This is a genomic window from Novosphingobium huizhouense, assembly GCF_020179475.1.
Taxonomy (GTDB): Bacteria; Pseudomonadota; Alphaproteobacteria; order Sphingomonadales; family Sphingomonadaceae; genus Novosphingobium; species Novosphingobium huizhouense.
The window spans coordinates 273,930-294,297 of the sequence record NZ_JAILXZ010000002.1 but is presented as its reverse complement, the minus strand read 5'-3'; the positions used below and the strand labels follow the sequence as shown (position 1 = coordinate 294,297).

Genomic DNA, 20,368 nt, shown 5'->3' with positions numbered 1-20,368 from the left:
GTGCCGGGCGCTCAATCCAAACTCGACAGAACCGTAACAAAGGCGGCGGGATCGACGTTGCCCCCCGAGAGGACGACGACGGTGCGTTCGTCGTGCGGCGTCTTGCCCGCCAGCACCGCGGCCAGCGCTGCCGCGCCGCCCGGTTCGATCACCAGCCGCAGCTTGCTGAAGGCATGGCGCTGGGCCTCGCGCACCTCGGCTTCACTGACGGTCACGCCGCGCATGCCGTGCGCCTGCATCACCGCGAAGTTGACCGGGAACGTGAACGGCGTCTGCAGCGCGTCGCAGGCGGTGGCAGGCGGGGACGAGGCGAGGGCTTCGATCCGCCCGCTCGCCAGGCTGCGGGTGACGTCATCCCAGCCTTCGGGCTCGACCGGCACGATCTCGGCTTCGGGACAGGCGAGCGCGAGGCCGCTGGCAAGCCCGCCGCCGCCGCAGGGGCAGACGATGCGCGAGGGCGCGCCGAGCGCGCGTTGCTCCATCTGCCGTGCGATCTCGATCCCGGCGCTGCCCTGGCCCTCGATCACCCAGGGATCGCCATAGGCATGGACCAGCACCGCGCCGCGTTCGGCGCAGTGCGCGCGCGCGATGGCGTCACGCGATTCGCGCATACGGTCGTAGAGGACGATGTCCGCGCCCATCGCGCGGGTCGCGGCGAGTTTCACCTCGGGCGCGTTCGAGGGCATCACGATGGTGGCAGCGGTGCCGAGCCGGCGCGCGGCCCAGGCGACGCCCTGCGCGTGGTTGCCGCTCGATACGGCCACGACGCCGCGCGCGCGTTCGGCCTCGTCGAGGTCGGAAAAGCGATGCCAGGCGCCGCGGATCTTGAACGCGCCCACCGGCTGCAGGCTTTCGACCTTGCACAGCACCGTGCCGCCGCCCGGCAGGTCGAGCGGGAGCAGCGGCGTTTCGGGCAGCAGCGCGTCGATCTTCGCCGCGGCGCGCAGTACGCCCTCGCGGGTCGGTGCGCGCTCGGGCTCGGGCAGATCAACAGGACTTGGGTTTGTCATTCCTTTAGCCTAAAGGCGCTCGCCATGCCTGTCGCGCCCCGATGTGGACACGCGCGACCCCATTTCATGATCGACCAGGAGTATCCCATGGCCAAGGTCCTCGTCATCGGCGCCGGCGGCGTCGGCTCGGTTGCCGTTCACAAGATGGCGATGAACCCGGACATCTTCAGCGATGTCGCGCTCGCCAGCCGCACCAAGGCCAAGTGCGACGCCATCGCCGCCTCGGTCAAGGAGCGCACCGGCCGCGACATCGCGACCTACCAGATCGACGCCGACGACGTTGCCGCGACGACCGCGCTGATCAACGAGGTCAAGCCGGTGCTGGTGGTCAATCTTGCGCTGCCCTACCAGGACCTCAACATCATGGACGCCTGCCTTGCCGCTGGCGTCAACTACATGGACACCGCGAACTACGAGCCGATCGACGAGGCGAAGTTCGAGTACAAGTGGCAGTGGGCCTATCAGGAGCGCTTCAAGGAAGCGGGGCTGATGGCGCTGCTCGGGTCGGGCTTCGATCCGGGCGTGACCAGCGTCTTCGCAACCTGGTTGAAGAAGCACAAGCTCGACACGATCCGCACGCTCGACATCCTCGATTGCAACGGCGGCGACCATGGCCAGCATTTCGCCACCAACTTCAACCCGGAAATCAACATCCGCGAAGTGACCGCGCCCGCGCGCCACTGGCTGAACGGCGAATGGGTGGAGACCCCGGCGCTGACCATCCGCCACCAGTTCGACTTCGAACAGGTCGGCCCGAAGAACATGTATCTGATGTACCACGAGGAACTGGAAAGCCTCGCGCATCACCTGCCCGAGATCGAGCGCATCCGCTTCTGGATGACCTTCGGCGACGCGTATATCACCCACCTGACCGTGCTGCAGAACGTCGGCATGACGCGGATCGACCCGGTGATCTACGAGGGCAAGGAGATCGTGCCGCTGCAGTTCCTCAAGGCGGTGCTGCCCGAGCCCGCTTCGCTGGGGCCAACGACCAAGGGCAAGACCAACATCGGCGACATCGCCACCGGCCTCAAGGACGGCGAGGAAAAGACCTTCTACGTCTACAACATCTGCGACCACGAGGACGCCTATCGCGAAACCGGCAACCAGGCGGTGAGCTACACCACGGGCGTTCCGGCGATGATCGGCGCGGCGCTGATGGTGCAGGGCGTGTGGAAGGGCGAGGGCGTGTTCAACATGGAACAGTTCGATCCCGATCCCTACATGGACATGCTCAATAAGCATGGCCTGCCGTGGAGCTGCAGGGAACTGGCCGGGCCGCTGGAGTTCTGATCGGATGGAAACGAGGGCCGGCGATCCGGGCGCGTTCGCGCATTTCGACCTGTCGCGGGTGGACAGCCCGGCCTTTGTCGTGGACGTCCAGAAGCTCAGGCAAAACCTGAAGATCCTCGCCGATATCCGTGATGCGGCGGGGATCAAGGTGCTGGCCGCGCTCAAGGCGTTCAGTATGTGGCGCGTGGCGCCGGTCGTCGGGGAATACCTCGACGGTGTGTGCACGTCGGGCCTGTGGGAAGCGCTGCTGGCGGCCGAGCACTACAAGGGCGAGATCGCGACCTATTGTGCCGCCTACAAGGCCGAGGACCTGCCGGAGATCCTGCGGCTGTCGGATCATGTGATCTTCAACTCGCCCGGGCAGCATGCGCGCTTCCGGCCGCAGATCGAGGCGGCGCGCGCGCAGGGCCAGCGGTTCGACATTGCCCTCAGGATCAATCCCCTGCACGCCGAAGGTGAAGTGCCGCGTTACGATCCTTGCGCGCCGCATTCGCGCCTTGGCTTTCCGGTCGACCAGCTCGAGGATGCGCATCTCGAAGGCGTGACGGGCCTCCATTTCCACACGCTGTGCGAACAGGATTTCGAGCCGCTGCAGCGCACTTGGGAAGCCTTGAAGCCCCGCATCGAGCGGTTCTTCCCGCAGCTCGAGTGGCTGAACTTCGGCGGCGGTCATCATGTCACGCGCGCCGATTACCAGCGCGATGACCTCATCCGCTTTCTCAAGAACGTGCGCGAAGAGACCGGCTGCCAGATTTATCTGGAGCCGGGCGAGGCGGTGGCGCTCGATGCGGGCATTCTCGTCGGCACGGTGCTCGACACGCACTGGAACGGCATGCCGCTCGCGATCACCGACATCTCGGCGACCTGCCACATGCCCGATGTGATCGAGGCGCCCTATCGCCCGGCGATGCTCGGCGAATTGCCGATCGACGAGTATGAGGACTCGCAGGGAGAACCCCCGGTGCGCCTCGGCGGGCCGTCGTGCCTCGCCGGTGACGTCATCGGGGACTATCGCCTGCCGGTGCCGTGCGAGCCGGGCGCGCGCTTCGCGTTCCTCGACCAGGCGCACTATTCGATGGTCAAGACGACGACGTTTAACGGCGTGCCGCTGCCCTCGATCTGGTTGTGGGACAGCGAGACCGATGCGCTCGAACGGGTGCGCAGCTTCTCCTATCAGGACTTCCGCGACCGGCTTTCGTGAGGCATCCTCTTGTCCGACAACGATAAGGGACAGGAGAGAGCGATGACGCGCGAAGTGCTCGACGGGCGCAGCAGCGATCCGGTGGCGATGGGCTGGATGCAGGGCAGCCCGCCGCCACCCGACAGGCGCATCCTGCCTGCCCGCGCCGATCACATGCGCTTTCCGATGATCCGCTGGTCCTATTCGAACATGCGCCAGTTCCTGCCGACGGTGCGCATTGCCGCGTCGGGCGAGGGGCGGCCCTTGCCGCGCCGGCCCTTGCCAGACCTCGCGGACGTGCGCTTCGTGCCAACGGACCACCAGGAAGCGATCCGCTTCGAGGATTCGCTCGTCGAAGGCTTTACCGACGGGATCATGGTGGTCCACCGGGGCGAGGTCGTGTTCGAGCGCTGGTTCGGCGTCACCGGTCCGGAAACGCGCCACATCGCCTTTTCGGTCACCAAGAGCTTCGTCGGCACGATCACGCGGCTGCTGATCAGGGAAGGGCGGCTCGATCCGGCGGCGCCGGTCTCTTCGATCCTCCCGGAACTCGGGTCGAGCGGCTACGCCGACGCCACGGTCGCGCACGTGCTCGACATGACGACGGCGCTCGATTTTTCGGAAGACTACGGCGATCCTTCCTCGGGCATCGGCGCCTACAGTGCTGCACTCGGCCTGACGCCACGGCCCGAAGGCTATGCCGGCCCGCGCGACCTGTGCAGCTTTCTCGCCACCGTGCAGCGCGACGGCAGCGCGCACGGCGAGCGCTTCACCTACCGCACGATCAATACCGAAGTGCTCGCCTGGATGATCGCGCGGATCGAGGACAAGCCCTTCGCGCAAGTGCTTGAGGAGCGGATCTGGCGTCCTTGCGGGATGCTCGGCGATGCCGACCTGATCGTCGACGAGATCGGCATGCCGTTTGCGGGCGGGGGGCTCAACCTGCGGCTCGAGGATCTGGCGAAGTTCGGCGAGGCGATCCGCACCGGGGTCCTGCCGGCAGGCGCCATCGACGCGATCCGGCAGGGCGGCGATCCGGCCCGGTTCGATCCGGTGCGCTATCCGCAGCTTGGCGGGTGGAGCTATGGCAGCCAGTGGTGGCACAGCCACGATGAAAACGGCGCGTTCAGCGCCCGCGGCATCCATGGTCAGACCCTGTGGATCGACCCTGCGGCGCAGATGGTGGTGGCACGATTCGCCTCGCACCCGACCGCGGCCAACGGCGCGAATGATCCATGGTCGCTACCCGCCTGGGCGGCGCTCGCGCACGCCTTGAAAGTGTAAGATTTCTGCGGGCCGAACCATTTTCGTTTCAGTTTTGTGACGGAAATCTGAGTCGCCCATTTTTTCACTTGATGTTCAGCGCGGGGGTCCTATTTAGCGCCCTCTCGCTGCCCCATGGGGACTTCCAAACCGCAAGGCAGCTTCGTTCAACTGTTCCGTTTGGGGGTCCCTTGAGTTGCACATTCATCCTGACGCACTGGCTGTAGCGCGCACCTTCGCGCCCGACCAACCCGCCATCCTCAACCGCCCGCACGCCGCGGCGCGGGCCGCGAAGTTCTTTGTCGAGAGTTTCCCGGGCCGCTCGCTCTATGCGGTCAAGGCGAACCCGTCGCCCGATCTGCTCAAGGTCCTGTGGGACGCCGGCGTGACGCATTACGACGTCGCCTCGATCGCCGAAGTGCGGCTCGTCCGCGCGACGCTGCCGCAGGCCACGCTGTGCTTCATGCATCCGGTGAAGACGCCCAGCGCGATCCGGGAAGCCTATGGCGTCCATGGCGTTCGCGTGTTCAGCCTCGATTCGCTCGAGGAGCTGGAGAAGATCACCGCGGCGACGACCGAAGCGAACAACGGCGTCCAGCCCGAGGACCTCACGCTCTGCGTGCGCCTCCGGGTCTCGTCGGAGTATTCGGAGCTGAGCCTTGCCAGCAAGTTCGGTTGCGATCTTACGACCGCGGCCGAACTGCTCCAGGCGACCCGCCAGATCGCCGACTCGCTGGGCATCTGCTTCCACGTCGGCAGCCAGGCGATGAGCCCGCATGCTTACGTCCAGGCGCTCGAAAAGGCCCGCGCCGCGATCGTCGATGCCTCGGTGCTCGTCGACATCATCGATGTCGGCGGCGGCTTCCCCTCGATCTACCCCGGCATGGAGCCGCCCCCGCTCGAGGACTATTTCGGCGTCATCGACCGCACCTATGAATCGCTGCCGGTGTCGTACTCGGCCGAGCTGTGGTGCGAACCGGGCCGTGCGCTCTGCGCTGAATACAACTCGATGATCGTCCGCGTCGAAAAGCGTCGCGGCGAGGAGCTGTACATCAACGACGGCGCTTACGGCGCGCTGTTCGATGCGGCGCACGTGGGCTGGCGCTTCCCCGTCCGCCTGCTGCGCGACGGTGCTTCGGAAGACGTCGAAGGCTTCTCGTTCTGGGGGCCGACCTGCGACGACATGGACCACATGGACGGTCCGTTCGAACTCCCGTCGGACATCGGCTCGGGCGACTACATCGAGATCGGCATGCTCGGGGCCTATGGCGCGGCGATGAAGACTGCGTTCAACGGCTTCGACGCCACGCAGGTCTACACCGTGTCGGACGAACCGATGGCGAGCCAGTATCGGGGCGACCGCCGCGATCCGCGCGTTTCGGACAACGTGGTCTCGCTGCGCTGAGCCGACAGGCCTGCACCAAGAGGCAATTCGAAGAGGCCCTGCCGGAGACGGCGGGGCCTTTTTGATTTCAACTCCCTGACATTCCATCGCTTTTCTTCAATGATCGATCCAGGCGATCAAAGTATCGCTATAAATCGGTTTCACCTGTCCGCCACCCGCCTTCACTCTGGCTGCAGACAAGGGGAGGCCGGGTGCCGAAGCCGGATCGGTGCGCATGCACGTGCGTGCGACGACGCAAGGCCGCGTTTCGCCTGCGCCGTCGGCGCCGGGTCCTCTCCTTTCGTCGGCAACGCGATCAAAAGGAGGACCAACAATGCGTCGCACCCGAACATGCTTCCTCTCGCTGGCCATCGCCATCGCGATCGGCGCCCCCGCCACGGCCGCTTTCGCCGCCGAGGCCGGCCCCGCGCCTGCTGCAACCCGGCCGATGACCACCAAGGATTGGTGGCCCAACATCCTCGACCTGTCGTCGCTGCGGCAGAACGATCCGGGCTCCAACCCCTACGGACCCGACTTCGACTACGCCAAGGCCTTCGCCACGCTCGACCTCGCGGCGGTGAAGAAGGATATCGACGCCGCGCTGACCACGCCGCAGCCGTGGTGGCCCGCCGACTACGGCAACTACGGCCCGTTCTTCATCCGCATGGCCTGGCACAGCGCCGGCACCTACCGCATGGCTGACGGCCGCGGCGGCAGCGATGGCGGCGAGCAGCGCTTCGAGCCGCTCAATTCGTGGCCGGACAACGCCAACCTCGACAAGGCGCGCCGCCTGCTGTGGCCGATCAAGCAGAAGTACGGCCGCAAGCTTTCGTGGGGCGATCTCATGGTCCTTGCCGGCAACGTCGCGCTCGAGAACATGGGCTTCAAGACCATCGGCTTTGCCGGTGGCCGGGTCGACGCCTGGGAGCCGGACCTGGTGTTCTGGGGGCCGGAGACGCGAATGCTGGCGAGCGAGCGATTCGCCGACGGCCGCAAGCTGAAGGGGCCGCTGGCGGCGACCCAGATGGGCCTGATCTACGTCAACCCGGAAGGGCCGAACGGCAATCCTGACCCGCTCGCCGCAGCGCATGACATCCGCCAGGCGTTCGGCGCGATGGCGATGACCGACGAGGAAACCGCGGCGCTGATCGCCGGCGGCCACACCTTCGGCAAGGCGCACGGCGCGCACAAGCCCGAGGGCTGCGTCGGCGCCGATCCGACCGCCAGCGCGATCGAGAACCAGGGGCTGGGCTGGCAGAACACGTGCGGCAAGGGAAATGCCGGCGACACCGTGACCAGCGGGCTCGAGGGCGCATGGTCGGCCAACCCGATCGCGTTCACCACGCAGTACCTCGACAACCTCTACGGCTTCGAATGGGTCAAGAGCAGGAGCCCGGCCGGCGCGATCCAGTGGGTGCCGAGCGATCCCGCCGCCGCGGGCCTGGTGCCCGACGCCCACGACCCGAACAAGCGCCACGCGCCGATCATGTTCACCACCGACCTTGCGATGCGCGAGGACCCGGGCTTCCGCAAGATCACGCAAGGCTGGCAGAAGAACCCGCAAGCCTTCGCCGATGCCTTCGCCCGCGCCTGGTTCAAGCTCACCCATCGCGATCTCGGGCCGCAGGCGCGCTACCTCGGGGCCGACGTGCCCAAGGTGACCTTCGCCTGGCAGGATCCGCTGCCCAAGGCCGATTACGCGATGATCGAGGCGGCCGACATCGCCGCGCTCAAGGCCCGAGTGCTCGCCACGGGGATCGCGCCTGCGCGCCTGGTGCGCACGGCCTGGGCTTCGGCCTCGACCTTCCGCGGCACCGACATGCGCGGCGGCGCCAATGGCGCGCGCATCCGCCTCGCCCCGCAGAAGGACTGGGCGGCGAACGATCCGGCCGATCTCGCGCAGGTCCTCGCCGCGCTGTCGCGGGTCCAGGCCGACTTCAACCGCACCGCCACCGGAGGCAAGAAGGTGAGCCTCGCCGATCTCATCGTGCTGGCCGGCAATGCCGCGGTCGAACAGGCCGCGGCCAAGGCGGGGACGCCGATCGACCTGCCGTTCAAGCCGGGCCGGGTCGATGCCTCGCAGGCGCAAACCGACGTTGCCGGCATGGCGGTGCTCGAGCCGCGCGCCGACGGCTTCCGCAACTTCTATGCCGCCGATGCGGGCCGGCCCCCGGTCGAGGCGCTGGTCGACAAGGCCGACATGCTCGGCCTCACCGTCCCCGAGATGACCGTGCTGGTCGGCGGCCTGCGCGTGCTCGACGCCAATGCCGGGGGCAGCCGGGCAGGGGTCCTGACCGACCGTCCGGGCACGCTGACCAACGACTTCTTCGTCAACCTGCTCAGCATGGAGACGACCTGGTCGAAGGCGGCGCAGGAAGGGCTCTACGAAGGGCGCGACCGCGCGAGCGGCACGCTCAAGTGGACGGCGACGCCGGTCGACCTGATCTTCGGATCGAACGCCGAACTGCGGGCGGTCACCGAAGCCTATGCCTCGGCGGACGCGCGCGAGACCTTCGTCGCCGACTTCGCCAAGGCCTGGACCAAGGTGATGAACGCCGATCGCTTCTGATCCGCCGACGCCACAAACGGAAAGGGGCCTGCTGCGGCAGGCCCCTTTTTCGTTGCGGTCCGGCGTTCGGGCAGCGTTCCCGCTGCCCCGCCGGGCGGGAGGGACGCGCCCGTCAGGCGGCCTTCTTCATCTCGAGTTCGAGCCGCTCCCAGATCTCCACGAGCGCGCGGGTCAGCTCGACCATCATCGCTTCGGTGTGCTGTGGGCCCGGGGTGAAGCGCAGGCGCTCGGTCCCGCGCGGCACGGTCGGGAAATTGATCGGCTGCACGTAGACGCCGTATTCGGCGAGCAGGATGTCGCTGACCTTCTTGGCGCGCACCGGGTCGCCGACCATCAGCGGCACGATGTGCGTGGTCGAGGGCATCACCGGCAACCCGGCGTCGCGGAACAGCTCCTTCAGGCGCGCGGCGGCGGCCTGCTGGCCTTCGCGCTCGACGCTCGAGGCCTTGAGGTGGCGCACGCTCGCCAGCACGCCGGCGACCAGCACCGGCGACAGCGAGGTCGTGAAGATGAAGCCCGGGGCATAGGAGCGGATCACGTCGATGATCCGGGTGTCGGCGGCGATGTAGCCACCCATCACGCCGAACGCCTTGCCCAGCGTGCCTTCGATGATGTCGATGCGGTGCGCCGCCTCGTCCCGATCGGTGATGCCGCCGCCGCGCGGGCCGTACATGCCGACCGCGTGGACCTCGTCGATGTAGGTCAGCGCGTTGTACTTTTCGGCAAGGTCGCAAATCGCGTGGATCGGGGCGACGTCGCCGTCCATCGAATAGACGCTTTCGAACGCGATCAGCTTGGGCAGCGCCGGATCGGTCTCGGCAAGCAGCTCCTCGAGATGGGCGACGTCGTTGTGGCGAAACACGCGCTTTTCGGCGCCCGAATTGCGGATGCCGGCGATCATCGAGGCGTGGTTCAGCTCATCCGAGAAGATCACGCAGCCCGGCAGGATCTTGGCCAGCGTCGACAGCGTGGCATCGTTCGAGACGTAGCCGGAAGTGAAAAGCAGCGCGCCGTCCTTGCCGTGCAGGTCGGCGAGTTCGCGCTCGAGCTCGACGTGGTAGTGCGTGTTGCCGCCGATGTTGCGCGTGCCGCCAGAGCCCGCGCCGACGTCGTGCAGCGCCTCTTCCATCGCGGCGATCACCTTGGGGTGCTGGCCCATCGCGAGGTAGTCGTTCGAGCACCACACGGTGATCGGCTTCGGGCCGTTGTGGCCGGCGAAGCAGCGCGCGTTGGGATAGGCGCCCTTGTTGCGCAGGATGTCGATGAAGACGCGGTACCGACCTTCGGAATGCAGACGCTCGATGGCGGAATCGAAAACCTGATCGTAATTCACCCGCCGCTCCTCTGCTGCATGGAGACATCCGTCTCCAAGGAAGGCGCCCGATCCCTAAGGCCCTCCCTCGGCGTATGACGCGGCTCTTACGCCTGTTAAAACCGCTTTGCCAGCGTCAATTGAGGGCAGATCGACCCGAATCCTCGTCAGATTCCGAACGGTTCAGTCGCGCCCGCCGCCACCGTAGCGGAAGGCCGAGGAGAAGCCCGGACCGTGGCGCGGGTCCTGCAGCCACAGCACGTCGCTGCTGGGGACGACGGTCAGCCCCGGGTAGGTCACGGCGGCCTGGGCAAGGCCCCGGATCAGGCCGATCACGGCGTTGCGGTCCTCGCCGCCCTGCCAGCTCGAGGCGAGTCGCGAGCGCGGCCGGAGCCAGGCGAGGTTGCGCTGCATCGCCGCGGTGTCGCCCGCGAAGAGGTACTCGCGCCCGTCCGACAGGCGCACGTAGACCAGCTGCGATCCCGGCGAATGGCCCGGCGCCGGCACCAGCACGATCCCCGGCGCCACCGCGACGGCGCGGTCCGATGGCACGACTTGCGCCACTTCGTCGCGCACGCCGGGGCGCATCCGGTCCATCACCTCGACCTGCCGGCGCGACAGGATGGTCTTGCCCGCCAGCGCGGAAAAGGCATCGGCGCCGATCAGCGCGCCGACGAAGTCCGGGTGCTCGTGCGTGAACACGACGCGCCTGGCGTTCGCCATCCAGCCGTCGACGAGCCTGCGCGCGGCGGGGTCGAAGGTCCGGAAGCCCACGTCCGCCGCCTGCGCCGCCGTCGGGCCGGCATCGAGCACGGTGTCGCCGCCCGGCGTCACCAGCCGGAACGCGATCTTGCCCACCAGGTCGGTGCGCAGGCCGCCGCCCGCGACCAGCACCGTCCCGGCCATCCGCCGCACCGCGACCGGCGCATATTCGATCGAGACCGGCCGTTGTCCGGGCATGCTGTCGGCAAGGCGGCGGAGCGCAGGAACATCGATCGGCGTCGGCGCGATCCGCCCTGATCCCGTATCGAGCAGCAGCCAGTAATAGGGCACGGCCGCCAGCACGATGACCGCAAGGAAGATCCGCGACAACAGTCCCACGGGGCGCCTCTTCAGAAGATTGCGGTTTGCGTTAGCGCGTGCGCGGCGAGCACCGGGGCGAGGTCGCCCAGCGCCGGATCGTCGCGAGTGAACAGCGCGATGTCGTCGCGGGTGCGGCGCCACTGCTGGCCTTCGGTCAGCGCGGCGACCCGACGTGCGATGCCCTGCGCGCCGTCGACCAGACGGACTTCGCTGCCGAACGCGCGGGCGAGCTCGTCGCCGACCAGCGGGAAGTGCGTGCAGGCGAGCACGACGGTGTCGATCCGCTCGCCCTCGGGCATCGCGCGCAGCGCTGCTGCGGCGCGCGCGAAGACCGCCGGGTCCACTGCCCGCCCGCGCAGCTTCTGCTCGGCGGCCGCCACCAGTTCGGGCGCGCCGTGGCGGAGCAGGCGCTTGTCGGCGGCGAACTCGGCCTCGAGCCGGTCGACGTAGCCCTGGCGGATCGTCGCGTTGGTGCCGAGCAGGCCGATCACGCCGCTGCGGGTCAGCGCCGCGGCGGGCTTGATCGCCGGGACCGTGCCGACGATCGGCACTTCGAGCACTTCGCGCACCGACGCGAGCGCGATGGTCGAGGCGGTGTTGCAGGCGATGCACACCAGCCGCGGACGGAATCGCTCGGTCATCCGGCCGAGCAGGCCCGACACCCGTGCCGCGATCTGCGCCTCGGTCTTGTCGCCATAGGGGAGCCCGGCATTGTCGGCGACGTAGATCACCGGGGCGTCGGGCAGCAGCTCGCGGATCCGGGCGAGAACGCTGAGGCCGCCCACACCCGAATCGAAGACCAGCAGCGGCGCGGCCGGATCGACCTCCCGATCGATCACCGGCGCGGCGTTTGCCGCCGTTTCGGATGCAACTCCGGGGAAGTTCGATGCCCTCATGCGCGCCGTTCTATCGGCACTCCCGGCAAAAAGGAAAGCCGCCTCTCCCTTTTGTCGGGCAGGGCGGATATGAGCAGGGGCGTGGAACAGCATCTTCTCGCGCTTGCGCTCGGTTATCTCTGCGGCTCGGTGCCGTTCGGCCTGATCCTGACCCGGATGACCGGGGCGGGCGATCTGCGCGCGATCGGCTCGGGCAACATCGGCGCCACCAACGTGCTGCGCACCGGGCGCAAGGGCATCGCCGCGGCGACCCTGCTGCTCGACATGGGCAAGGGCATCGCCGCCGTGGCGATCGCGCGCAGCCTCTGGCCGGGCAGCGAGGCGCTCGCCGCGCTCGGCGCGGTGCTCGGCCACTGCTTCCCGCTCTGGCTCGGCTTCCGCGGGGGCAAGGGCGTGGCGACGACGATGGGTGTCGCGCTGGCGCTCGCCTGGCCGATCGGCCTTGCCTATGCGGTGGTCTGGCTGGGCGTGCTGGCGGCGACGCGCATCTCCTCGCTCGGCGGGCTGTCCGCCGCCTGCATCGCGCCGGTCGCGGCGCTGCTGCTCGGCCATCGCGAGGCCGCGCTTGTCCTTGCCGCGATCGCGCTGCTCGTCGTCTGGCTCCACCGGGCGAACATCGCCCGCCTGCGCGCCGGCACCGAACCCAGGATCGGCAAGGGCGGGAGCCGCGGCGAGGAATGAGCGGCGAGGGCGCAGCGCTGACCCGCGAGGAAGCCTTCGCCCGGATCCGCCTGCTGCGCTCGCCCAATGTCGGCCCGGTCAGCTACCTCCAGCTGCTGCGGCGCTTCGGCACCGCGTCGGCCGCGCTCGACGCGCTGCCCGATCTCGTCGCCCGCGGCGGCAAGCCGTACCAGCCCGCCGTGCCCGGGCGGATCGAGGACGAGATCGCCGCGGTTCGCAAGCTCGGCGCGCGCTATCTGTTCCACGACACGCCCGGCTATCCCGCCGCGCTGCGCCAGCTCGAGCATCCGCCACCGATCCTGACCGTGCGCGGCGACGGCGCGCTCGCCGAACGGCCGTCGGTGGCGATCGTCGGCGCGCGCAACGCCTCGGCCGGCGCGGTTCGGCTCGCGCGGACCTTTGCGGCATCGTTGGCCGAGGCGGGCTACGCCGTGGTCTCCGGGCTTGCCCGCGGGATCGACAGTGCCGCCCACGCCGGCGCGCTCGCGGCGATGGCCGAAGGCGGCGGCACCATCGGCGTGATCGCCAGCGGGATCGACATCGCCTATCCGCCGGAGAACGAAGCCTTGCAGGAGGACGTGGCGAGCCGCGGCCTGCTCGTTGCCGAAATGCCGCCGGGCACCGAGCCGCTCGCGCGGCACTTCCCCTGGCGCAACCGGATCATCGCAGGGCTCGCGACCGGCACGCTGGTGGTCGAGGCGGCGCCCCGCTCGGGCTCGCTGATCACGGCGCGGCTCGCCGCCGAGGCCGGGCGCGAGGTCATGGCGATCCCTGGCTCGCCTCTCGATAGCCGCTCGCAGGGGTGCAATCACCTGATCCGCGAGGGCGCGGTGCTGGTGCAGAGCGCCGAGGACGTGATCGAACTGCTCGTCGGCTTCACCGGCACGCCGCGCTCGCGGTTCCGCGAGGACGAACCCCAGCCGTTCGACGATCTCGCGCCGGTCCGCGAGGTCGACAGCGCCAGTATCGCCGCGCTGCTCAGCAACGCGCCGGTCGCGGTCGACGAGATCATCCGGCAGAGCGGCGCCGAGGCCGGGGCAGTGCAGATGGCGCTGGTCGAGCTCGAACTGGGCGGGCGCATCGTCCGCCACGCCGCCGGGCGCATTTCGCTCGCCTGACGGCAGGTCCTTGCACCGCCGGCGAAAGCTGCGACTATCCGGCGCGGGCGCGCATCGCCGCGATGCCCGGAGAGGAACCGCCATGACCGCGGACAACGATGCGCTGCGCCTGCCCCGCCGGATCTTCCGCGGTGCGGCGATCTGGGGATTTGTCGTGCTGCCCCCGCTCTATCTGGTCCCCCTGCCGGCGCAAGGGGCCGAAACCTACCTCGGCTTCGTCGGCTGCGCGCTGGTGTTCCAGGCGGTGTTCTGGATCATCGGCGGCGATCCGCTGCGCTATCGCGCGTTGATCCTGCCTGCGGTGTTCGAGAAGCTGGTCTTCGGCGTGCCGGCGCTGGTGCTGTTCGGCCAGGGGCGGGTGCTGCCGCTGGTGGCGTTCTTCGCCGCCGTCGACCTCGTCCTGGGCGCCTTGTTCCTCGTCGCTCTCGTCGTCGTTGCGATGCGAAACCACGGGACGGGTTGACGAGCAGGGCCTGCCGTCCCCACCCTCGCACGTACGCGTACGTGTAAGGGTTATCGTTTCACCGCCATGCAGCTTGTCATCGTCGAATCTCCGGCCAAGGCCAAGACCATCGAGAAGTATCTCGGTCCCGGCTTCCAGGTCCTCGCATCCTACGGCCACATCCGCGACCTTCCGGTCAAGGACGGCTCGGTCCGCCCCGACGAGGACTTCGCGATGGACTGGGAGCTCTACGGCGACAAGCAGGCGCGGGTGAAGGCGATCACCGACGCCGCGAAGCAGGCCGATCGCCTGATCCTGGCCACCGACCCCGATCGCGAAGGGGAGGCGATTTCCTGGCACGTCAGGGAGTTGCTGGGCAAACGTCGCGCGCTTCCGAAGGAAGTGGAGCGCGTCACCTTCAACGCCATCACCAAGCAGGCGGTGACCGAGGCGATGAAGCGCCCGCGCGAGCTCGACCAGGACCTGATCGACGCCTACCTCGCCCGGCGCGCGCTCGATTACCTGTTCGGCTTCACTCTCTCGCCGGTGCTGTGGCGCAAGCTGCCCGGCGCGCGGTCGGCGGGACGCGTCCAGTCGGTCGCGCTGCGCCTGATCGTCGAGCGCGAGCGCGAGATCGAGGCGTTCACCGCGCAGGAATACTGGTCGGTCGTCGCCAGGATGGAGAAGGGCGGCACCGAATTCCTCGCCCGGCTCGTGAAGTTCGACGGGCAAAAGCTTGAAAGGCTGTCGCTGAGCGAGGAGGGCGTGGCCCTTCGCGCCAAGGCCGTGGTCGAAGCGGCGACGTTCCGCGTCGAGGATGTCGAGACGCGCCCGACCCGTCGCAACCCCTCGCCGCCGTTCACCACCTCGACCCTCCAGCAGGAAGCGGCGCGCAAGCTCGGCTTTTCGGCCAGCCACACCATGCGCGTGGCGCAGACGCTCTACGAGGCGGGCGCGATCACCTACATGCGGACCGACGGCGTGCAGATGGACCCGAGCGCGATCTCGGCGGCGCGCAAGGCGATCAGCGACCGCTACGACGGCCACTACCTGCCCGAAAAGCCCCGCCACTACGAGACCAAGGCCAAGAACGCGCAGGAAGCGCACGAGGCGATCCGGCCCACCGACTTCGCCAAGGACCGGCACGGCGCGGGCGACGAGGCGCGGCTCTACGACCTGATCTACAAGCGCGCGATGGCGAGCCAGATGGCTTCGGCCAGCCTCGAGCGCACCACCGTCACGCTGCGCGAGGGCACCGGCCGGCACGAGCTGCGCGCCACCGGCCAGGTGGTCAAGTTCCCCGGCTTCCTCGCGGTCTACGAGGAAGGCCGCGACCAGAAGGCCGAGGGCGACGACGACGACAGCGGCCTGCTTCCGGCCATGGTCGCGGGCGATGTCCCGGCCAGGCGCGGCGTCGAGGCCACCCAGCACTTCACCCAGCCGCCGCCGCGCTATTCCGAGGCGAGCCTGGTCAAGCGGCTCGAGGAGCTCGGCATCGGCCGGCCCTCGACCTATGCCGCCACGCTCCAGGTGCTCAAGGACCGCAACTACGTCCGCACCGAGAAGAACCGCTTCTTCGCCGAAGAGAGCGGCCGCCTGCTGACCGCCTTCCTCGAGCGGTTCTTCGAGCGTTACGTCGCATACCAGTTCACCGCCGGCATGGAGGACGAACTCGACGACGTCTCGGGTGGTCGCGCCGCGTGGAAGCAGGTGCTCGAAGCCTTCTGGCGCGATTTCAAGCCCAAGTCCGACGAGGTGATGGAAAAGAAGCCGAGCGAGGTCACCGCCGAGCTCGACGCGTTCCTTTCGGATTACCTGTTCCCGCCCAAGGCCGACGGCAGCGATCCGCGCCTGTGCCCCAAGTGCCAGGCGGGCCGCCTTGCGCTACGCGGCGGCAAGTACGGCGCCTTCGTCGCCTGCTCGAACTATCCCGAGTGCAAGTACACCCGCAAGTTCGCGCAGCCCGGCGGGGCGGAGGACGGCGGCGAGGATGCGGGGCTCGGCAAGGATCCGGTCAGCGGCCTCGAGGTCACCCGGCGCGCGGGCCGCTTCGGCCCCTACATCCAGCTGGGCGAGGGCAAGGAGGCCAAGCGCGCCTCGATCCCAAAGGATATCGGCGAGCTCGACCTCGAATGGGCGCTCAAGCTGCTCTCGCTCCCGCGCGAGATCGGCATGCACCCCGAAAGTGGCAAGCCGATCACCGCGAGCATAGGGCGTTACGGGCCATATCTCGCCCATGATGGCAAGTACGCGCGGCTCAAGGCGACCGCCGAGGTGTTCGAGACCGGGATGAACGCCGCGGTGGTCAAGCTGGCCGAGGCCGCCGCCGGCGGACGCCCGGCGCGCGGCGCCGCGGCCGAGCCGCTCAAGCTGCTGGGGCCTCATCCGACCTCGGGCGGCGAGATCAAGCTGATGGCCGGCCGCTACGGTCCCTACGTCACCGACGGCACCACCAATGCGACGCTTCCGCGCGACAAGCAGCCCGAGGCGCTGACGGCAGAAGAGGCCATCGCCTTGATCGACGCGCGCGCCGCCAAGGGCCCGGCCAAGGGCAAGAAGAAGGCTCCGGCCAAGAAGGCGCCCGCCAAGAAGGCCGCCGCGAAGGACGGAGCCGAGAAGAAGCCTGCGGCAAAGAAGCCCGCCGCGAAGAAGGCATCGGCCAAGCCCAAGGCCGCGGCCAAGGCTGCGAAAGGCGACGAGTCCTGATCCGCGCCGCTTTCGGCGGGCGTAACGTCACGTCCGCCGGCGGCGCCACAGCCCGTACTGGTGCGTGCCCATCTTCAGGCTCGCATAGTGCTCGTAGTCGCGCCGCAGGAAGTCGGCGACGATCGCCCGCGTCTCCCAGTTTGGCAGGTAGAACGGCCACCACTCGGCGGTGACCACGACATCGGGATGCGCCAGCATGATCCGCGCGACCTCGAGGTTCGGGTCGACGTCGAGCGCCTCCGCCTCGGTCCAGGTGTTGAGGTGGTTGGGAAAGGCATAGCGGCTCGGCAGGCAGCTCCCCGACATCCGGTAGAACGCGGGCTCCCCGTCGAACACGAAGGCGCAGCCGCCGTGCAGCTCCTCCTCGATCGCGCCGGCGATCCGCTCGGCCTGCGCGCGCGTGCCGTGGCGGCGGATGTTGTCGAGCAGCACGACCATGCAGGCGGCAAGGCCGAAGCCGAGCAAGGCGATGCGCCAGACGGTCGCCCCCCGCATCGTGCGCGACAGCGAAGGCGCGACCAGCACGCAGAGCGGCACCAGCACCGGCGTAACGTAATGGTCGTACCACGACCCAAAGGCGAGGAACGCGGCGAAGGCGACCGCCGCCCACCAGCGAAACAGCACCAGCGCTTCGCGGCCATCGCCCGCAAGCCGTGCCCTCGCGCCCAGCGCGAGCGCGATCCAGAACGGCGTCAGCGCCGCCAACTCGCTGGCGAGGCGCGTCCACGAGGCCATGCCGTCGGCGCGCCGGGCGAAGATCGACACGAAGTTGCTCTGGAGGAACTGCGCTTCGTGCCCGGTGGCGGCATAGGCGATGCACACGCCGAGCGTCGGGGCGAGCGCGAGGCCGCACCAGGTCGTCGCGTAACGCAGCAGGCGGCCCGGCGGCAGCCGCAGCGCCGCGGCGCGCGACAGCAGGACGAGGCCGAACCCGGCGCCTTCGAACACCACGGTGTACTTGATCTGGGCGGCAAGCCCGACCAGCGCCATCGCCTTGGCGCCCTCGGCCAGCAGTCCGGTCGCGTCCGGGCGCCGCCAGGCGCGCAGGCTGCACAGCGCCGCCAGCGCTATCGGCAGGTCGTAGAACACCGGAGCGTGGCCGATGCCGAAGCAGAACACCGGCATGAACAGGACGTAGGCGACGCCGGCGAGGCGTGCAGCGGGCGGGTCGGCGATCTCGCGCGCCAGCCGCTCGATCACCAGCGCGGTCGCCGCGCAGCTGGCGATCCCCGCCAGCTGGTAGGTCAGCACGCCGTCCCCCGGGGCGAGCAGGAACAGGCGGTAGAGCAGGAACAGCCCGAGCGGCTTGCGATCCCAGATATCGACGAACGGGATCGCGCCGGCCCGCATCTCGTGCGCGACGAGCAGGTAGAATTCCTCGTCGACGTGCAGCACCGGATTGCCGAGCTGTACCGCGTGGACGGCGAGCGCGAGGATCGCGAACAGCGCCGCCGAAACCAGCGTGGTCCGCACCAGGGCGACGCCGGGGGCAGGCGCGGTCGCTCCGGCGGCGGGTCTCAAGTCGTCGGCCGCAAGGCGCAGAACCGCAGCGGCGCTGCGGCGAAGATCGGACATCGAATACTCCATCGGCCGCCCGGGCCCCGGGGCGGCGCGGGGTTCAACGTCCGAACCGGCCGGTCCCTTCGCGCCGTCATGCAATCGACCTGGCGACCGTCTCGAGTTCGTCCTGCGGCACCAGGATCGCCCCGCCGCGCGGCCGGTCAAGGTCGAGGATCGTGACGAAGGCGCTTGCGAGCAGACCGAAGAAGATCGTCGAGGCGAGCAGGTGCCGCTTGCCCGTGCCCGACAGCGTATAGCCGAGCATCGCCGCGCCGGCGCAGCAGTAGAGCGCGAGCAGCATCAGCACTTCGACCGGCAGGCGCGCCTTGCGCGCGGCGTGGCGCGAGGTCGCGAGATCGCACATCTCGTTGTAGGCCTGCGTCAGCGAGGGGCCGCGCGTATCGGGCGGCATCGACCGCAACGTTGCGAACATCAGGTCGCCGAACCCGTCGCACAGCTTCGCTGCCGCACGGACGCCGTTCTCCCAGCGCACCTCGTCGTCGATCAGTCCGGTTTCGGCGCGGGCGCGGGCATAGGTCGCCAGCGGCAGCATCAGCGCGCCGCGCTGGCGTTCGTCGAGCAGGCCGAGCCGGCTCGCCATCGTGCTGATCGCATTGGCTTCGTCGATCACCAGCTGGCGACGCGTCTCGTAACGGCCGATCGCCAGGCTGAAGGCGAAGGCCATCAGCAGCGCGAGCAGGCCGAACACGCCCGACAGGACGTAGCTCTCGTCGCTGGTCGAGGTGTCCTCGCGGCCGCGCGCCAGCACCGCGTGCAGCACGAAGCCCAGGCCATAGCAGCCCATCATCGCGATCAGCAGCGTGCAGCCGATCAGCAGTAAGGGCGCATTGTCGATCATCGTCCGGTTCCCCCCGCCGCGAACTTGCGGCAGGCCGCGGGCAGGGTCAATCGCGGGGCGTTTGCCAAGGCGGGCTCACTTGACCCAGTCGAGCCCGATTTCCTCATAGATTTCCTTGCTCTCGGCCCAGTTCTCCTCGACCTTGACGTGGAGGAAGAGGTGGACCTTCACGCCCAGCAGCTCGGCCAGCTCCTTGCGCGCCGCTTCGCCGATCGACTTGAGCTTCGACCCGCCCTTGCCGAGCACGATCCCGCGCTGGCTGTCGCGCGCGATGACGATCTGCTGGTGGATCTCGACCGAGCCGTCGTTGCGGTGCGTGTAGCTCTCGGGCCGCACCGCGCTGTCGTAGGGCAGCTCGTCGTGGAGCTGGCGATAGATCTGCTCGCGGGTGATCTCCGCGGCAAGCAGGCGCTCCGAGGCGTCCGACACCTGGTCCTCGGGATAGTGCCACGCGCCTTCGGGCATCAGCGCGGCGAGCCGGGTCTTGAGTTCCGCCACGCCGTCGTTGGTCAGCGCCGAAACGAAGAACACCTCGTCGAAGTTGCCCAGCGGCACGAGGTCTTCAGCCGCGACCAGCAGCGGTTCCTTCGGGGTGGCGTCGACCTTGTTGAGCACGAGGATCTTGCGCTCGGGCCGGTCCTTCAGGCTCGCCAGGATCGGTTCGAGATAGTCGCGCTTCTTCTTGCGCGCATCGACCACCAGCAGGATCGCGTCGGCTTCCGATGCGCCTTCCCACACCGCGTTGACCATCGCGCGGTCGAGCCGGCGCTTGGGCTCGAACAGCCCCGGCGTATCGGCGAGGATGATCTGCGTCTCGCCTTCGAGCGCGATGCCCATCAACCGCGCGCGTGTCGTCTGCGCCTTGGCCGAGACGATCGCGACCTTCTGGCCGACGAGCGCGTTGACGAGGGTCGACTTGCCCGCGTTGGGGGCGCCGATCACGGCGACGAGGCCGCACTTTTCCGTCACGTTACGTGTATTCCGTTCTTTTGGAGGAGCTGTTCTGCGCCCG

At 68.7% G+C, this 20,368-nt stretch carries 16 protein-coding genes; 9 read left to right on the top strand and 7 right to left on the bottom strand.

The window, feature by feature from the left end; translation table 11 throughout:
* Positions 1-11 precede the first annotated feature (11 nt).
* Positions 12-1,010: a threonine ammonia-lyase gene (locus K3A85_RS09730; RefSeq protein WP_225206315.1), complete on the bottom strand. Its 999-nt coding sequence runs from the start codon at positions 1,008-1,010 to the stop codon at positions 12-14.
* 87 nt (positions 1,011-1,097) lie between these two features.
* Between K3A85_RS09730 and K3A85_RS09725 the strand changes: the two genes are divergently transcribed.
* The 5 genes from K3A85_RS09725 (at position 1,098) to katG (ending at position 8,699) form a co-directional block, all read left to right on the top strand.
* Positions 1,098-2,303, top strand: coding sequence for a saccharopine dehydrogenase family protein (locus K3A85_RS09725; protein ID WP_225206314.1), 1,206 nt, complete (start codon positions 1,098-1,100; stop codon positions 2,301-2,303).
* A 4-nt stretch (positions 2,304-2,307) separates the two neighbouring features.
* A complete protein-coding gene (locus K3A85_RS09720; protein WP_225206313.1) occupies positions 2,308-3,504 on the top strand; it encodes a carboxynorspermidine decarboxylase in 1,197 nt (398 codons plus the stop codon).
* A 42-nt stretch (positions 3,505-3,546) separates the two neighbouring features.
* The gene (locus tag K3A85_RS09715) at positions 3,547-4,767 is read left to right on the top strand and encodes a serine hydrolase domain-containing protein (protein ID WP_225206312.1); all 1,221 of its coding nucleotides are present in this window, start codon (positions 3,547-3,549) and stop codon (positions 4,765-4,767) included.
* A gap of 175 nt (positions 4,768-4,942) precedes the next feature.
* On the top strand, positions 4,943-6,151 hold the full coding sequence (locus K3A85_RS09710) for a type III PLP-dependent enzyme (protein ID WP_225206311.1): 1,209 nt from the start codon (positions 4,943-4,945) through the stop codon (positions 6,149-6,151).
* Between the two features lie 313 nt (positions 6,152-6,464).
* Positions 6,465-8,699, top strand: coding sequence for a catalase/peroxidase HPI (katG, locus tag K3A85_RS09705; protein ID WP_225206310.1), 2,235 nt, complete (start codon positions 6,465-6,467; stop codon positions 8,697-8,699).
* A 112-nt stretch (positions 8,700-8,811) separates the two neighbouring features.
* On the opposite strand, the gene hemA is transcribed toward katG, so the two are convergent.
* From hemA to murI, 3 genes are all read right to left on the bottom strand, one after another.
* Positions 8,812-10,032, bottom strand: a complete 1,221-nt coding sequence (gene hemA, locus K3A85_RS09700; protein WP_225206309.1) for a 5-aminolevulinate synthase — start codon at positions 10,030-10,032, stop codon at positions 8,812-8,814.
* 162 nt (positions 10,033-10,194) lie between these two features.
* A complete protein-coding gene (locus K3A85_RS09695) occupies positions 10,195-11,112 on the bottom strand; it encodes an MBL fold metallo-hydrolase (protein WP_225206308.1) in 918 nt (305 codons plus the stop codon).
* 11 nt (positions 11,113-11,123) lie between these two features.
* Positions 11,124-11,990 (bottom strand): glutamate racemase, encoded by an 867-nt coding sequence (murI, locus tag K3A85_RS09690; RefSeq protein WP_225206307.1) that lies wholly within the window; start codon positions 11,988-11,990, stop codon positions 11,124-11,126.
* Between the two features lie 69 nt (positions 11,991-12,059).
* Between murI and plsY the strand changes: the two genes are divergently transcribed.
* The 4 genes from plsY (at position 12,060) to topA (ending at position 16,937) form a co-directional block, all read left to right on the top strand.
* Positions 12,060-12,671: a glycerol-3-phosphate 1-O-acyltransferase PlsY gene (gene plsY, locus K3A85_RS09685; RefSeq protein WP_225206306.1), complete on the top strand. Its 612-nt coding sequence runs from the start codon at positions 12,060-12,062 to the stop codon at positions 12,669-12,671.
* Positions 12,668-13,789: a DNA-processing protein DprA gene (dprA, locus tag K3A85_RS09680; RefSeq protein ID WP_225206305.1), complete on the top strand. Its 1,122-nt coding sequence runs from the start codon at positions 12,668-12,670 to the stop codon at positions 13,787-13,789. The genes plsY and dprA overlap by 4 nt, the downstream gene beginning before the upstream one ends.
* An 82-nt stretch (positions 13,790-13,871) precedes the next feature.
* Positions 13,872-14,252 (top strand): hypothetical protein, encoded by a 381-nt coding sequence (locus K3A85_RS09675; protein ID WP_225206304.1) that lies wholly within the window; start codon positions 13,872-13,874, stop codon positions 14,250-14,252.
* A gap of 66 nt (positions 14,253-14,318) precedes the next feature.
* Positions 14,319-16,937: a type I DNA topoisomerase gene (topA, locus tag K3A85_RS09670; protein ID WP_225206303.1), complete on the top strand. Its 2,619-nt coding sequence runs from the start codon at positions 14,319-14,321 to the stop codon at positions 16,935-16,937.
* Positions 16,938-16,964: 27 nt separating this feature from the next.
* Here the strand turns inward: topA and K3A85_RS09665 are convergent, their stop codons facing one another.
* The 3 genes from K3A85_RS09665 to era all read right to left on the bottom strand — a co-directional run bounded on the left by K3A85_RS09665 (position 16,965) and on the right by era (position 20,325).
* Entirely contained in the window at positions 16,965-18,512 is a 1,548-nt protein-coding gene (locus K3A85_RS09665; RefSeq protein WP_225206302.1) for a hypothetical protein, read from the bottom strand.
* 76 nt (positions 18,513-18,588) lie between these two features.
* On the bottom strand, positions 18,589-19,356 hold the full coding sequence (locus K3A85_RS09660; protein ID WP_225206301.1) for a bestrophin-like domain: 768 nt from the start codon (positions 19,354-19,356) through the stop codon (positions 18,589-18,591).
* A 75-nt stretch (positions 19,357-19,431) separates the two neighbouring features.
* The gene (gene era, locus K3A85_RS09655) at positions 19,432-20,325 is read right to left on the bottom strand and encodes a GTPase Era (RefSeq protein ID WP_225206300.1); all 894 of its coding nucleotides are present in this window, start codon (positions 20,323-20,325) and stop codon (positions 19,432-19,434) included.
* Between the last annotated feature and the right edge of the window lie 43 nt (positions 20,326-20,368).